Annotated in this window: 14 protein-coding genes; 5 read left to right on the top strand and 9 right to left on the bottom strand. The window is 71.6% G+C overall.

Annotated elements, in window-relative coordinates; translation table 11 throughout:
• The first annotated feature begins 257 nt into the window (after positions 1-257).
• Positions 258-818, top strand: a complete 561-nt coding sequence (locus ACZ7C5_RS01930) for a hypothetical protein (RefSeq protein WP_401089205.1) — start codon at positions 258-260, stop codon at positions 816-818.
• A gap of 51 nt (positions 819-869) precedes the next feature.
• On the opposite strand, the gene ACZ7C5_RS01925 is transcribed toward ACZ7C5_RS01930, so the two are convergent.
• Both ACZ7C5_RS01925 and ACZ7C5_RS01920 read right to left on the bottom strand, forming a co-directional pair.
• Positions 870-1427, bottom strand: coding sequence for a hypothetical protein (locus ACZ7C5_RS01925; protein ID WP_470321698.1), 558 nt, complete (start codon positions 1425-1427; stop codon positions 870-872).
• Between the two features lie 82 nt (positions 1428-1509).
• Entirely contained in the window at positions 1510-2436 is a 927-nt protein-coding gene (locus ACZ7C5_RS01920; RefSeq protein ID WP_470321697.1) for a LysR family transcriptional regulator, read from the bottom strand.
• Positions 2437-2564: 128 nt separating this feature from the next.
• On the opposite strand from ACZ7C5_RS01920, the gene ACZ7C5_RS01915 reads away from it, so the two are divergent.
• Positions 2565-2951, top strand: coding sequence for a VOC family protein (locus ACZ7C5_RS01915; RefSeq protein WP_401089211.1), 387 nt, complete (start codon positions 2565-2567; stop codon positions 2949-2951).
• A gap of 69 nt (positions 2952-3020) precedes the next feature.
• On the opposite strand, the gene ACZ7C5_RS01910 is transcribed toward ACZ7C5_RS01915, so the two are convergent.
• The 4 genes from ACZ7C5_RS01910 to ACZ7C5_RS01895 form a co-directional block, all read right to left on the bottom strand.
• Positions 3021-3458 carry an SRPBCC family protein gene (locus ACZ7C5_RS01910; RefSeq protein ID WP_470321696.1) on the bottom strand — a complete coding sequence of 146 codons (438 nt, stop codon included), beginning with the start codon at positions 3456-3458 and terminating at the stop codon, positions 3021-3023.
• A gap of 127 nt (positions 3459-3585) precedes the next feature.
• On the bottom strand, positions 3586-4005 hold the full coding sequence (locus ACZ7C5_RS01905) for a PIN domain-containing protein (RefSeq protein ID WP_401089215.1): 420 nt from the start codon (positions 4003-4005) through the stop codon (positions 3586-3588).
• Complete coding sequence (locus tag ACZ7C5_RS01900; protein WP_401089217.1) at positions 4002-4223, bottom strand: type II toxin-antitoxin system VapB family antitoxin; 222 nt, start codon at positions 4221-4223, stop codon at positions 4002-4004. Before ACZ7C5_RS01900 ends, ACZ7C5_RS01905 begins: the two co-directional genes overlap by 4 nt.
• 103 nt (positions 4224-4326) lie before the next feature.
• Positions 4327-5310: an NAD-dependent epimerase/dehydratase family protein gene (locus ACZ7C5_RS01895; RefSeq protein WP_401089219.1), complete on the bottom strand. Its 984-nt coding sequence runs from the start codon at positions 5308-5310 to the stop codon at positions 4327-4329.
• Positions 5311-5556: 246 nt separating this feature from the next.
• Between ACZ7C5_RS01895 and ACZ7C5_RS01890 the strand changes: the two genes are divergently transcribed.
• Positions 5557-6081 (top strand): nuclear transport factor 2 family protein, encoded by a 525-nt coding sequence (locus ACZ7C5_RS01890; protein WP_470321695.1) that lies wholly within the window; start codon positions 5557-5559, stop codon positions 6079-6081.
• A gap of 58 nt (positions 6082-6139) precedes the next feature.
• On the opposite strand, the gene thiC is transcribed toward ACZ7C5_RS01890, so the two are convergent.
• Positions 6140-7954 (bottom strand): phosphomethylpyrimidine synthase ThiC, encoded by a 1815-nt coding sequence (gene thiC, locus ACZ7C5_RS01885; protein ID WP_470321694.1) that lies wholly within the window; start codon positions 7952-7954, stop codon positions 6140-6142.
• Positions 7955-8321: 367 nt separating this feature from the next.
• Between thiC and ACZ7C5_RS01880 the strand changes: the two genes are divergently transcribed.
• Entirely contained in the window at positions 8322-11096 is a 2775-nt protein-coding gene (locus ACZ7C5_RS01880; protein ID WP_470321693.1) for a PKD domain-containing protein, read from the top strand.
• 82 nt (positions 11097-11178) lie between these two features.
• On the opposite strand, the gene ACZ7C5_RS01875 is transcribed toward ACZ7C5_RS01880, so the two are convergent.
• Positions 11179-11379 carry a DUF5326 family protein gene (locus ACZ7C5_RS01875; RefSeq protein WP_188297167.1) on the bottom strand — a complete coding sequence of 67 codons (201 nt, stop codon included), beginning with the start codon at positions 11377-11379 and terminating at the stop codon, positions 11179-11181.
• Between the two features lie 261 nt (positions 11380-11640).
• On the opposite strand from ACZ7C5_RS01875, the gene ACZ7C5_RS01870 reads away from it, so the two are divergent.
• A complete protein-coding gene (locus ACZ7C5_RS01870; RefSeq protein WP_470321692.1) occupies positions 11641-12948 on the top strand; it encodes a hypothetical protein in 1308 nt (435 codons plus the stop codon).
• 56 nt (positions 12949-13004) lie between these two features.
• Here the strand turns inward: ACZ7C5_RS01870 and tenA are convergent, their stop codons facing one another.
• Positions 13005-13676, bottom strand: a complete 672-nt coding sequence (gene tenA, locus ACZ7C5_RS01865; protein ID WP_401089231.1) for a thiaminase II — start codon at positions 13674-13676, stop codon at positions 13005-13007.
• Positions 13677-13806: the final 130 nt, after the last annotated feature.

The following is a 13806-nucleotide window of genomic DNA, read 5'->3' as shown; positions in this document are numbered from 1 at the left end:
ACCGATCCCGGAGGCCGCACGCCCCGGCCGGCCGCCACCTCGCCCGACTTCACCCCGCCCGACTTCACCCGACCCGGGTACACCGCGCCCGGCTTCACCGGCCCGGACGAGGTCGGCTGAGCCCTCCGCTCCCGGCCCGATCCCCCGCCCGGGGGAGCGGGTTCGGCCCGGGTGAGGACGCCCCCGCCGGGCCGCTCCGGAAGCGTGGCAGCCGGTGGCGGACGGACGGCGTCCGCCCGGTCCCTGAGGCGGAAACCATGGGCGCACGGACGATCGCGGCACGACTGCACGGCACACCCGCCCCCGGCGTGCCCCGCTGGGCGGTGCTCACCGGGTATGCCATCACCCTGGCCGTCCTGCCCTCCTGCCTCTGGCGGATCGGCGGCTTCGTCCTCGGACTGCCGCTGCTCCACCACGGCCCGACGCCCCCGGATCAGGACCCGGCCTCCTTCGACGGCGGCTGGGCGTACATCCTCGCGCTCAGCGTGGTCAGCGAGGCGCTGGCCCTCCTCTGCTTCGGCCTGATCGCCCGCTGGGGCGAGGTCTGGCCGCGCCGGATCCCCGTCCTCGGCGGCCGGCCGGTGCCGGTGCTCGCCGCGGTGATCCCGGCCGGGCTGGGCTCGGCGGCGCTGATGGTCTTCCCGTACGCGATGGTGATGTTCTCGCTCGGCCTGACCATCCGGGGCGACCGGGGCGGGATCGTCACCCACGGCTGGCAGACCGTCGCGTTCTGGATCTGCTACCTGCCACTGGCCGCCTGGGGCCCGCTGCTCGCCGTGCTCACCGTGCACTACTACCTTCGGCGCACGGTGAGTTGACTGATCATCAGGTCAGTCGACGCCCTGACCGCGTGCCTTCCTGCGGCCCCGTCACAGCCCGGCGGCAGTGGCGCCGTGCGGGCAGGGCTCGGCGAGCGGCCCGTCCCCGAACCGGCCCGGCCACGGCGGACGCTCCTTCCCGACCGGCAGCCCCGCCGCCACCGCGTTCCAGCGCTCGGCCCAGGGCTGCGCCAGGGCGGGGCAGCACCACACCCGGTCGAGGTTCCAGAACGGGCTCCGCCACCTGGCGCGCGGCACGCCGGGGTCGTACAGACCGCGGACCCGGAAGTTCTCCAGGTGGCGCCGGCGGATGACGATGCTGATGTGGCGCCGTCCTCGGCCCCGGTGCAGACCGACCACGTGCACGCTGTCGTCCTCGTCCCGGTAGCGGGGCGGCGACACCCAGAGCCGCGCGCCCGGTGCGAAGTGCCGGAGACCGGACCGCGGCTCCGCACCGTGCGGACCGTCCGTACCGGCCGGACCGTGCGTGGTCGTGGCGGCCACGTTGGCCACCACGCACCACTCCAGCGGCCCGGCCGCGCCGCCGTCCCGCCCGGCCGCCACGTGGCGCTCGGTCGACTCGTCCGGCTTCTCGTCCCGCTCGGTCATGCGGGGCAGTCTGCCTCCGGGCCGTCGCCGTCCGCCAACGGATTTCCCCTGGTAACCCGGCTGCCGGGCGGTACGACGGAGGTCACTCCTGCGCCAGGACGCACAGCGGCCCCGTCCCGCCGTCCCGGCCCTCGGCGACGTCCGTCGCCGCCTGGACGAAGGCACGGACCCGGGCGGTGGTGTTGCTCTCCAGCCAGACCGGGCCGCGCTCGATCGGGGGCGCGTCGTGGATCGGCACGTAGGCGACGTCCGGGCGCGGGTAGTAGCGGCGGGAGTGCTCACCGACCGGCAGGACGCCGCGCCCCATGGCCACCAGGCTGAGCAGCTCGGAGAAGGTGGCGCCGGACGGCCCCTTGGGCACCGGGCGGCCGGACGGGGTGCGGTCGGGCGTGCGGTCGCGCTTGAAACCGGCCGAGGTGACGGCCGGGTACTGCACCACCGGGTGGTCGGCGAGCACCTCGACCGACACCGACCGCTCGGCGGCCAACGGATGCCCGGCGGCCACCGCGAGGACCCGCCGCTCGGTCAGCAGCACCGGGCCGCGGGCCATGCCGTCGAACGGGTAGGAGGCGATCAGGACGTCGACCGAGCCGTCCGCCAGGCTCGACCGGGAGTCGGCGAGCTGCGCCTCGCGCACGTCCACCCGGCAGTCCGGGTACCGCTCGCCGAACAGCGCGACCGCCCTGAGCAGCACCGGCGCCGTCCACTCACCGAGGAACGCCACGCTCAGTCTCCCGGTGACACCCCGGCCGGCGTCCTCCGCCCGTTGCAGCGCCGCGTCCATCGCCGCCACCACCGGGACCAGGTCGTCCGCCAACTGCCGCCCCACGGCGGTGAGTCGGACCGACCGGCTGGTGCGGTCGAACAGCGGGCCGCCGATCCGGCGCTCCAGCTTCTTCACCAGCTGGCTGACCCGCCCGGTGCTCAGGTGCAGCCGCTCGGCGGTCCGGCCGAAGTGCAGCTCCTCGGCGAGCGCGAGGAAGACCTCGGTCTCCAGCCGTTCCAGCATCCCGCCCCACCCCTCGATCGTTGAATCCTGCTCAACGATCGTACGGCCATCCAGCGTTGATGCCGCGTCCGACCAGGAGGATCGTGGAACCCGTCCCCAGCAGCCGTACCCGAACGGAACCGATCACCATGCGCGTCGTAGCCTTCGACCACCTCGTCCTCAACGTCGCCGACGTCGAACGCTCGCTGGCCTTCTACCAGGGCCTGCTCGGCCTGGCCCCCGTCCGGGTCGACGAGTGGCGGGCCGGGCAGGTGTCCTTCCCCTCCGTCCGCGTCACCCCCGAGACCATCATCGACCTGATCCACGGCCCCCGGCACGAGTCCAACGTCGACCACATCTGCCTCACCGTCGAGCCCCTCGACTGGCAGGAGGTCGTCGACGCGGGCACCTTCACCGTCCTCGACGGCCCCGTCTCCCGCTACGGCGCCCGCGGCACCGCCACCTCCCTCTACGTCAGGGACCCGGACGGCAACACGGTCGAACTGCGCTGGTACCCCCAGGACGCCGCCAACTGAGCGGTGCCGCCCCACCCCGCGCGGGCCGGGACGGCACCCCGAGAGTTGCGAACTCCCGCTGCGCGCGGGTCAGTTCCGCCCGGCGAGGTGCTCGACCAGGCGGTCGAAGCTGGAGTTGAGCCCGGCCTCGGCCTCCGGGCCGCGGTACATCTCCGGCACCCCGGTCTGGTGCAGCACCACCCGGGTGCGGCCCTCGCCGAGGTCGGTGAAGGTGAGGGTGGACCGCATGCCGGTGTTCTCCTCCACCATCGCGAAGAACTCGCCGGCCCTGATCCCGGTGATCTCGGCCTTCAGCGGGTACCGCTCACCGGTCTCGTCGAGCACCATGGTGCTGTCGTACCGTCCGCCCTCCCGCGCCTCGATCGTCACGGTCTCCAGCGGCACGTGGGTGCCGACCGGCCCCCAGAAGCGGACGAACTGCTCCGGCTCGAAGTACGCCTCGAACGCGGCGGTCGGCCCGCCCGGCAGCTCGCGGGTGATGGTCAGCTCGCCCAGGTTCTCGGTCATCTCGGTGTCTCCTCCGTGGTCACGTCGTCGCTTGCACAGGGGTAGACCGGGGCCGCTCCGAAAACTCATCGCTCCTACGGAAAATTCTTCCGCCGGATCCGCCCGCCCTGCGGCCCCAGCCCGCCGGCTAGCGCGGAACGTCCCGGACACTGCGCTGAAGCACATCGGTCAGCACCCCTGCGACGGTGACGAAGTCGTTGTCGTCGTGCAGCACGATCAGCCCGTGGTGGGCCGCGGTGGCACAGACCATCAGGTCGACGGTGGACAGCGCCCGGACCGCTCCGCCGCTCTGAGCGAGCCTGAACTGGGCGGACTCGATCCAGCCCCACGTGTTCTTCGGCAGAGGCACATCGGGATACAGGTCGGCGAACATCTCGCCCATCTGCTCGTAGTGCGCGAGGTTGCGGGCGGAGCGCCGGAACTCGGTGCGCTGGGGAGCGCACGATCCGATGACCCGGAGGTCGATGTCCTCACCCCACGCGTTGTTCAGATGCTCTTCGCGCAGCAACCGCCACACGGCGGTGGAGTCGGCGAGGTAGCGGATCATCCCTCCCCTCGCTTCTCGGCCTCCCGGAGCTGCTGCCACCCCTCGTAGTCCCACTCCTGGGCGGCCTGGAAGTGCCGAGCCCGCCGGGCGGCCCGTTCGTGTCTCTCGGCGTACTCGCGCAAGGCGGTGTTCACCACCTCCTTCTTGGTCGCGCCCACGGAGAAGCGGAGAGCCTTCGCCAGGGCGTCGTCATCCAGATCGATGGTCGTCACGCTCATATTCGCCTCCGCTATATAAGACCAACAGCTCTCTTGAATATAGCAGTGCCCGCCCGGCTCGGGCCGGTGAACGGCGACGGCGATGCGGACAGCGGAGCCCGGATCAGGACTCGCCGTGCTGGCCGCGGGAGAAGATGGTCGGGCTGCCGGGGAGCTCCGGGTTCGCGCCGAGGTGGTCGACCACGTCCCGCACGCCCTCGGTGAGCGCGACCGCCGGCCGGTAGCCCAGCCCCTGGAGCTTCGAGATGTCCCCCACCAGCCGGTAGGTGTCGTCCTCGATCTCCGGGATCACGCTGACCTCGGGCGTCACGCCGGTCGCCTCGCCGATCGCGCCGACGAGCTGCCGCATGGACGTCTCCGTACCGGAGCCGATGTTGAAGACCTCACCCAGCTCCGCCCGGTCGGCGATGGTCAGCAACCCCTGGACCAGATCGGTGACATGGACGAAGTCACGGGTCTTCCGGTCGATGTCCCCGACGATCTGGATCGGGCGGTGGTTGAGGTGCCAGCGGAGGAAACGGCCGACCTCCACCATCGCCTCGTGCGGGTTCTCGCCCGGCCCGTAGACGCAGAACGGCCGGCCCACCACCACGGGCAGGCCGCACGCGTGGTGGAGCGCGAGACAGGAGATCTCGCCGCTGAGCTTGGAGGCGCCGTACGGAACGAACGGCCGCGTCGGGTGGTCCTCGTCCATCGGGAACCGCCGCGGCGTCCCGTAGACGGACGCGGACGAGACGTAGACGACCCGGCGGACGGCCGACTTGAGCAGGGACTCGGCGAAGGAGACGGTGCCGAGGGCGTTGATCTCGAAGTCCAGACGCGGCTGCGTCACCGACAGCGTCCCGTTGGCGTTCGCGGCGACGTGGAAAACCAGTTCCGCACCGTCGACGGCTTCGGCGATGGCATCGCCCTCACGAATGTCGAGCAGGTGCAAGGTGACCCCGGACGGCGGTTCAACACTCATCGCCGTCCTGGCGTTGTCGATGATGGTCACCTCTTTCCCCAGAAAGAGGAGAGAATTGGTCAGGTGCCGTCCGACGAATCCCAGCCCGCCGGTCACCAATACCTTCTCGTATGCTTCGAGCATGCTTTCAATGTGCCGACGCCACGGCCGACTCGCATGCCGGCGGACCTGAAGCCGCAACCATTCGGGTGAAAACCGGTTCGATCATGTGTCGGCCGCGAACACCAGCGGCGGGCACCCCACCACGGCCACGGTGAACTCCGACCGGGCCGCGAGGGTCGATGCGGACAGCATGCCGCGAACGGTACCCGCCGGGTACGACAGAACGGCCCGCAAGGATCTTCAAGACCTTCGACGCCGTCGCCCCGGATGCTGGGGCCCAAGTCCGTCGAGCACGGTTCGGCGGTGATCCGCCGCACCCTGGAGGCCGCTTCATCGACCCCCCGGCCCGGCGCCCACCCCGACCGCGACGCGATGAGCAGCCACGACATCGTCCAGGCCGCCTGGAAGGCGTTCGCCACCCACGACGCCGACCGGATCTCCGCGGTCTTCACCGAGGACGCCGAGTGGCTGGCGCCTCCGGGGAACGCGACGGCCACCGCGCTGGACTGCCCCAGCCACCTGGTCGGCAGGGAAGTCATCACGCGCTTCCTCGCCGAGGACTTCTCCCGCCTGTTCGCCAGTGACGTGGACGTCACCTTCCACGGTTTCCACGCCGACGGCGACCGCGTGGTGGTGGAGGAGACCATGACCGCGACGCTCGCCAACGGAAACCACTACGCCAACGACTACTGCCTGGTCTTCGAACTCCGCGACGGTCTGATCCACCGCGTCCGCGAGTACATGGACACCGCGCGCGGACACCGCACGGTCTTCGACGGCACCGAGAAGTAGCCGAAGACGGCAGAGCGCCGCCCCGAGGTGATCGAGGGCGGCGCTCGGGTGTCCCGCGTCAGTCGACCAGGGGGAGGTACACCTTGTTGCCCTGGGCCGCGAACTCGGCCGACTTCTCGGCCATGCCGGCCAGGGCCTCGGCGTCGAACTCGGTGTTCACCGCGGTGGAACCGTCGCCGTGCTCGTCACGGATCTTCTGGGAGATCTTCATCGAGCAGAACTTCGGGCCGCACATCGAGCAGAAGTGGGCGGTCTTGGCGGGCTCGGCGGGGAGGGTCTCGTCGTGGAAGGACCGGGCGGTCTCCGGGTCGAGGGCCAGGTTGAACTGGTCCTCCCAGCGGAACTCGAAGCGGGCGTCGGAGAGGGCGTCGTCCCAGGCCTGGGCGCCGGGGTGGCCCTTGGCCAGGTCGGCGGCGTGGGCGGCGATCTTGTAGGTGATCACGCCGGTCTTGACGTCGTCCCGGTTGGGCAGGCCCAGGTGCTCCTTGGGGGTCACGTAGCAGAGCATCGCGGTGCCCCACCAGGCGATCATCGCGGCGCCGATGCCCGAGGTGATGTGGTCGTAGCCGGGCGCGACGTCCGTGGTGAGCGGGCCGAGGGTGTAGAACGGCGCCTCGTCGCAGATCTCCTTCTGGAGATCCATGTTCTCCCTGATCTTGTTCATCGGGACGTGGCCCGGGCCCTCGATCATCACCTGGACGTCCCGCTCGCGGGCGATCCGGCCGAGTTCGCCGAGGGTCTTCAGCTCGGCGAACTGGGCCTCGTCGTTGGCGTCCGCGATCGAGCCCGGGCGCAGGCCGTCACCGAGCGAGAAGGTGACGTCGTAGGAGGCGAGGATGTCGCAGAGCTCCTCGAAATTCGTGTAGAGGAAGTTCTCCCGGTGGTGCGCCAGACACCAGGCCGCCATGATCGAGCCGCCGCGCGAGACGATGCCGGTCTTGCGGCGGGCGGTGAGCGGGACGTAGCGCAGCAGCACGCCGGCGTGGACGGTCATGTAGTCGACGCCCTGCTCGCACTGCTCGACGATGGTGTCCCGGTAGACCTCCCAGCTCAGCTCCTCGGCCTTGCCGTCGACCTTCTCCAGCGCCTGGTAGAGCGGCACCGTGCCGATCGGCACCGGGGAGTTGCGCAGGATCCACTCGCGGGTGGTGTGGATGTTACGGCCGGTGGAGAGGTCCATGACGGTGTCGGCACCCCAGCGGGTGGCCCAGGTCATCTTCTCCACCTCCTCCTCGATCGAGGAGGTGACGGCCGAGTTGCCGATGTTGGCGTTGATCTTCACCAGGAAGTTGGTGCCGATGATCGCCGGCTCCACCTCCGGGTGGTTCACGTTGACCGGGATGACGGCCCGTCCGCGGGCCACCTCGGCGCGCACGAACTCGGGCGCCAGGCCCTCGCGCAGCGCCACGAACTCCATCTCGGGAGTCACCACGCCCCGCTTGGCGTAAGCGAGTTGGGTGACGGCGACACCGCCGCGGCCACGCAGCGGGCGACGCGGACGGCCAGGGAAGACGGCGTCCAGGTTGCGCAGGTTGCCGCCGCGCGGCGAGGTGTGCCTGATCCCGTCGTCCTCGGGGCGCGCCTCGCGGCCGTCGTACTCCTCGACGTCGCCGCGCTGGCGGATCCAGGCGTCCCGCAGCGCGGGCAGGCCGCGCCGCACGTCGGGCTCGTAGGACGGGTCGGTGTACGGGCCCGAGGTGTCGTACAGCGGGACGGTCCTGCCGTTGGTGAGCTGCACCTCGCGGTACGGAACGCGCAGGTCGGGACGCGATCCCTCGCGGTGGGCCTTGCGCCAGGCCGGGGTCGGGTAGCCGGTGCGCTCGCTGCTGGGGGCGCCCTGGGCAGACTGCGGCTGTGCTTCGAACGTGGTCATCAGACCTCTACTCCCTACGCCGGCATTACCCGGTCAGGTTCCTGCGGTCGACGCAGCCGTCGGTCCGTCCGTCGACGTCCCGGTCAGCGCCCTCTCAGCCCGGTGCTCCGAGCTCCCGCGTCGCAGGCGGTGTTGCCTGCACACGACGCCCAACACGGTAGCGAGCGGATCGCCGCAGGTCCAGAGCGTGTCACCGGGGGGCCGGCCGACGACGCCCGGAGCACCCCACGGCCGAAACCGTCCTACCCCGCCCCCATAATGCTCACCAACGCTCCGCAGACACTCCATCAGGGCGTGCACGGCCCACCCGGGCCCGCACTCCGCCCGGGGGGTCCGCGGCTTTGACGACTCTTGGGGGAAACGCACCGTGCGCATCCGTCATGCGGCGGGCCTGAGCGCCGCCGTGATCTCCGCGGTGGTGGGCCTGCCACTGCCCGCGGTGGCGGCCGAACCGGCCGCCGTGCTGTACGTGAAGGACCATGGTTCCACCTGCGACGACAGCGGCCCCGGCACCCGGGCCATACCGTTCTGCACCATCCAGGCCGCCGCGGACCGAGTGCTGCCGGGCCAGACCGTGGAGGTCGCGCAGAGCAGCTACATCGAGGACGTGACCGTCCGGCACTCCGGAGAGCCCGGCAAGCCGATCACCTTCCGCGGCGCGGGCCGTCTCGGCAAGTCGCCGGACATCCCGTCCATCTCCGGTCCGCTGCGGCAGCCGGTGAAGATATCCGGCCAGCACGACATCGTGTTCTCCGGCTTCGACGTGCCCGGCTTCGAGCTCGACGGCGTCAGCCGGGTCGAGCTCTCGGGCAACTGGATCGAGCAGGAGAACAACGCGGCCGTCCGGCCGGCCGTGAGGATCACCGGGCCCAGCGACCGTGTCAGGGTCGAGCGGTCGGTCGTCCGCGGAACGAGCGGCGGTGTGACGGCCGGCCCGGGTGTCACCGGGACGGTGATCGCCGGGAACGACTTCGTCACCGTGTACGGTTCGTCGGTCTCGCTGACCGACGCCCCGGGCGCGACGATCACCCACAACACCACGCACACGACGTGGAACACCTCGGTCGTCCTCGATCTGGCCGGCTCGTCCGACCATGCCACGATCACCGACAACGTCGTGGCCCTGGGCACCGTCCAGGTGTCCGCCGGCTCGACGGCGGGGACCACCCTCGACTACAACACCCTGCGATGGCCCTCCGCCGACACCTACAAGTGGGCCGGCGCCGTCTACAGGGCCCCCGAAGACCTCCTGGCCGCCACCGGCCAGGGCAAGCACGACCTGAACGGCTACGTGCAGTTCGACGACGCCTTCTGGCCGCTGTCCGTCCCCAAGGCCGCCACCGGCCCTGCCGCGGGCACCGCGATCGACTCCGCCGGTCCGCAGACGCCCGGCACCCCCGCCGTCGACCTGCTCGGCCACGGAGCGGTCGACCACCCGGAGGTCGCCAACACCGGACCGGACAGCAGCTACCGGGACCGCGGCGCGTACGAGGTCGTCGGCCTCCAGGAGGTCCGGCTGGACGCGCGCGGGACCGTGCACGAGGCCCCGACCGGCCCCGCGCCATTCACCGTCGAGCTCACCGCGACGGCGACCGACACCTGGAAGACGACGCTCGGCTACACCTTCGACTTCGCCGACGGCACCGATCCGGTGACCTCCGCCGAGCCGACGGTCCGCCACACCTACACCGCTCCCGGCGACTACCGGCCGAAGGTCACCGTCACCGACGGCCTCGGTGGCTCGGTCACCGGCGAGCTGTCCTGGCCGGTCCAGGCGGGCGAGGACAAGCCGCTCACCGCTTCCCTCACGGTGGACCAGGACACCAGCAGCGACCCGCTGGCGGTCAGGGCCAAGGTCACCACGACCAGCCCGTGGCGGATCAGCGGCTACTCCTTCGACTTCGGCGACGGCCCGGCCAAGCCGAACGAGGGCTACTTCACCGAGCGCCACGTGTACGCCAAGCCCGGCACGTACACCGTGAAGTCCACCGTCACCGACGACTCCGGCGCGACCGTGACCAGCACCCGGCAGGTCACCGTCGACTACGCCCCGTCCGGCTTCACCGCGATCACGCCGACCCGGATCATGGACACCCGCCAGCCCGGCAGCCACTACCCGCGGTTCGGCCCCGGCTCGACCTTCGACCTGGACATCCGCAACCGGGTCTCCGGCTCGGCCGGCAACCTGGTGCCCGCGAACGCCACCGCCGTGGTGATCAACCTGACCGCCACCCAGGGCACCGCCACCAGCCACCTGGACGTCTACCCGTCCGCCGCCGCCCGGCCGGCCACCTCGAACGTGAACTTCGGCCCCGGCCAGGACGTCGCCAACCTGGTGACCGTGCCGGTCGGCCCGAACGGCACGGTGGTGATCCGCAACAACTCCGGCTACGTGCACGCCGTCGCCGACGTGCTCGGCTACTTCACGGCCGGCAGCACCGACCGGTTCGCCTCCGTCGCCCCGGCCCGGCTGCTGGACACCCGGTCCGACGACAACCCGCTGACCTCGGGCAGCGCCCGCCGGCTGAAGGTCGCCGGCGCCGGCGGTGTGCCGGCGAACGCGACCTCGGCGGTGCTCAACGTGACGGCCACCGGGTCCACCTCGGCGGGCTTCGTCGCGGCCTACCCCGGCGGCACCCAGCGCCCCGCGGCCGGTTCCAACCTCAACACCGTCCCCGGCCGGAACATCCCCAACCAGGTGGTGGTCCCGCTGGGCGCGGACGGCAGCGTCGAGCTCTTCACCAACGCGGCCGCCACCCACCTGGTGGTCGACGTCTTCGGCTACTACGGCCCGGACGGCAAGGGCCTGTTCACCCCGGTCACGCCGAGCCGCCTGCTGGACTCGCGGGACAGCGGCCCGTTCGGTCCGTCCTCCAGCCGTACGGTCGGCGGCGTGCCCGCCGGGGCGACCGCCGCGGTGGTCAACCTGACGGCGACCGGGACCACGGAGCCCACCCACCTCACCGCCTGGGCCACCGGCACGGCCAAGCCCGGCACCAGCAACCTCAACGCCAGCCCGGGCCTGGACGTCCCCAACCACACCACCATCCCGGTGGACCCCCAGGGCCGGTTCGACATCGCCAACAACTCCGGCACGACCCACGTCATCGCCGACCTCTTCGGCTACTACCGCAACCAGTAGCGGCCCCGCTCCCGGGAACGCCCGAGGCCCGGCTCCCCCTTCGCGGGGGGCCGGGCCTCAGGGCGGCGTCACGGGAAGCCGGTCAGCCCTTGGCGGCCTTCTTCACCAGGACCACCACGGCGGCCGCGATGCCGACCACCACCAGCAGCTTGATCACGATCGAGAGCAGCGCGCCGACGACGCCGAAGACGAAGGCGACGATGTTCCAGGCCAGCACCAGGACCAGCACCGGGATGACGATGTTGCGCACCCAGGAGGGCAGCGACTTCCAGAGCTCAGCCATGTCGGTTCCTCTTCTCCCCTCGGGTCGGCCGCCGTCCGGTGCCGCATCCCGCTTGCTTTCGGTACTTCGATCGTACGGTGGCGCGAGTGCGGGAACGAGGCCCAACGGCCCGGAGAGAACCCCGAGATCACCCCGATCCCGTCCCCCCGGGGGACCCCCGAGAATTCACCCGGACGGACGCGCAACCTCCGGGCTTCCCGTTCGTCCAACCAGTGCCGGAAGCAGGCCGGTCCGGCACCGTCGATCCGGGGGAGTCCGATCATGCGAGCCCGTACAGCCGTTTCCCTGGCCGCCCTGGCCGCCCTCAGCCTCACCGCTCCCGCCCTCGCCGCCGGCGTGGCCACCGCCGCACCCGCCACTCCCGCCGCACCGGCGACCGCCGCGGCCGACGTCACCGCCCCGGCCGGCTTCACCGGGATGGTCCCGACCCGGGTCCTGGACACCCGCGACTACAACCAGGTCCCGGCGACCCGCACCGCACGGCCGCTCCAGGCGGGCGAGTACTTCTCGACCCCGCTCGCCACGGGCTGTCACAGCCACCCGCCGCAGGAGTGCTACTCCGTCGTCCCGGCCGACGTCACGGCCGTGGTGGTCAACGTGACCGCGACCAATCCGACCGCCGACGGCTTCCTGTCGATCGGCTCCGTCCCCGGCCAGCCGGGCACCAGGCCCGCCACCTCCAGCATCAACTTCAAGGCCGGCCAGACCGTCTCGAACCTGGTCACGGTCGCGGTCGGCCCGGTCAGCCGCACCTCCCCGTGGATCACCGTCTACAACAACTGGGGCACCACCGACGTCGTGCTCGACGTGGTCGGCTACTACCGGCCCGGGGCGACCGACAAGTACGGCCCGCTGAACCCGGTCCGGATCGCCGACAGCCGGACGGACGGCACCGGACGGCTCGGCGGCGACGCGGTGCGCACCTACCAGGTCCGCCGCCCCGAGCTGGGTACCGCGGACGCCACCTCGGTGATCCTCAACGTCACCGCGACCGACGGCACCTGGGACAGCTACCTGACCGCGTACCCGAGCGGATCACCGCGGCCCGCCTCCGGTTCGAACGTCAACTTCCCGGTCGGAAGGACCGTCGCCAACCAGGTCGTGGTGCCGGTCGGGGCCGACGGAAAGATCGACATCTACAACCACGCCGGCTGGGCGCACGTCATCGTGGACGTCGTCGGCTCCTACGGCCCGTCCGGCCAGGGGCTCTTCAGCGCGCTCAGGACGCCGGTGCGCATCCGCGACACCCGGGAGGCCGGCGGCAAGCTCCTGCCGCTGTCGACCACGGACCTCCAGGCCGTTCCCACCGACGGCTCCGTCCCGAACGCGATGGGCGTCGAGGCCAACCTCACGGTCACCGACGCCGGCGAGTCCGGTTACCTCACGGTGTTCCGGGGCCAGGGCCAGGGCACGCGGCCGGACACCTCCACGGTCAACTTCGAGCCCGGGCAGACCGTCGCCAACTCGGCGACCACCGCGGTCACCGGCAGGGGCACCTACTCCGTCTACAACCACAGCGGACCGGTGCACCTGATCGCCGACCTGACGGGCTACTTCGTCACCGGCTGAGCACACCCGCGTGCGGCCGGCCCTCCCGGAACACCGGGGAGGCCGGCCGCACGGGCTCAGACCGGCCAGCGCTCGCCGCGCCAGGCGGCGTCCCAGAACATCCACTCGTAGCGCGAGGTGGTCACGAAGTGCCCGACCACCTTGCGGCGTTCGGTCGCGGACAGCTCCTCGCCCAGCCGGTCGGTGAGCGCCAGCACCCGGCGGACCACCGACTGGAAGGCCTCGTCGCCGTAGGTGGCGATCCACTTGGCGTACAGCGGGTCGGGCGAGCCCTGGGCGAGCAGCGCCTCGCCGACCCGGGCGTAGATCCAGTAGCAGGGCAGCACCGCGCCGACCGCCTCGGCGAAGGAGCCGCCGTAGACGGTGGCCAGCAGGTAGCTGGTGTAGGCCCGGGTGGTGGGCAGCACCGGCTCGGCGGCCGCCTCTTCGGCGCTGCCGCCGAACGCGGTCAGGAACTCGGCGTGCATGCCCTGCTCGGCCGCCAGCGCGCCGACCGCGTCGTCGGCGAAGGCCCTGACGTCCTCCTCGCCGGGCGCCCTGGCGGCGCAGACGGCGAGCGCGCGGGCGTAGTCGCGCAGGTAGTGCGAGTCCTGGACGACGAAGTGGCGGAAGGCCTCGCGCGGCAGCGTGCCGTCGGTGAGCCCGGCCAGGAAGGGGTGGGCGAGGATCTCGGCGTACACCGGCTCGATGGCCGCCCAGAGTTCTTCGGTCAGCGTCTTGGTGCTCATGGGGCGACCCTAACCGGCGGGCCGCTCGGCCCCCGGGCCCGTCCGTCCGCCTACGCGCCCCCTGGCGTTCGCCACCGACCCGCCGTCCGGTGGTTCCGCTGGGACCGGGGTTCCTGTCAGGCTTGGGCGG

It is taken from the genome of Kitasatospora sp. NPDC036993 (assembly GCF_055607525.1).
Note: the sequence above shows the minus strand (reverse complement) of the source record. Positions and strands in the feature narration are given on the sequence as shown.

What these genes read in the sequence shown, in the direction of transcription:
- tenA (WP_401089231.1), bottom strand. Translation starts at nt 13,676, where the DNA reads ATGAGCACCAAGACGCTGACCGAAGAACTCTGGGCGGCCATCGAGCCG.
- ACZ7C5_RS01930 (WP_401089205.1), top strand. Translation starts at nt 258, where the DNA reads ATGGGCGCACGGACGATCGCGGCACGACTGCACGGCACACCCGCCCCC.
- ACZ7C5_RS01895 (WP_401089219.1), bottom strand. Translation starts at nt 5,310, where the DNA reads ATGCTCGAAGCATACGAGAAGGTATTGGTGACCGGCGGGCTGGGATTC.
- ACZ7C5_RS01870 (WP_470321692.1), top strand. Translation starts at nt 11,641, where the DNA reads ATGCGAGCCCGTACAGCCGTTTCCCTGGCCGCCCTGGCCGCCCTCAGC.
- thiC (WP_470321694.1), bottom strand. Translation starts at nt 7,954, where the DNA reads ATGACCACGTTCGAAGCACAGCCGCAGTCTGCCCAGGGCGCCCCCAGC.
- ACZ7C5_RS01890 (WP_470321695.1), top strand. Translation starts at nt 5,557, where the DNA reads ATGCTGGGGCCCAAGTCCGTCGAGCACGGTTCGGCGGTGATCCGCCGC.
- ACZ7C5_RS01875 (WP_188297167.1), bottom strand. Translation starts at nt 11,379, where the DNA reads ATGGCTGAGCTCTGGAAGTCGCTGCCCTCCTGGGTGCGCAACATCGTC.
- ACZ7C5_RS01915 (WP_401089211.1), top strand. Translation starts at nt 2,565, where the DNA reads ATGCGCGTCGTAGCCTTCGACCACCTCGTCCTCAACGTCGCCGACGTC.
- ACZ7C5_RS01925 (WP_470321698.1), bottom strand. Translation starts at nt 1,427, where the DNA reads ATGACCGAGCGGGACGAGAAGCCGGACGAGTCGACCGAGCGCCACGTG.
- ACZ7C5_RS01910 (WP_470321696.1), bottom strand. Translation starts at nt 3,458, where the DNA reads ATGACCGAGAACCTGGGCGAGCTGACCATCACCCGCGAGCTGCCGGGC.
- ACZ7C5_RS01920 (WP_470321697.1), bottom strand. Translation starts at nt 2,436, where the DNA reads ATGCTGGAACGGCTGGAGACCGAGGTCTTCCTCGCGCTCGCCGAGGAG.
- ACZ7C5_RS01905 (WP_401089215.1), bottom strand. Translation starts at nt 4,005, where the DNA reads ATGATCCGCTACCTCGCCGACTCCACCGCCGTGTGGCGGTTGCTGCGC.
- ACZ7C5_RS01900 (WP_401089217.1), bottom strand. Translation starts at nt 4,223, where the DNA reads ATGAGCGTGACGACCATCGATCTGGATGACGACGCCCTGGCGAAGGCT.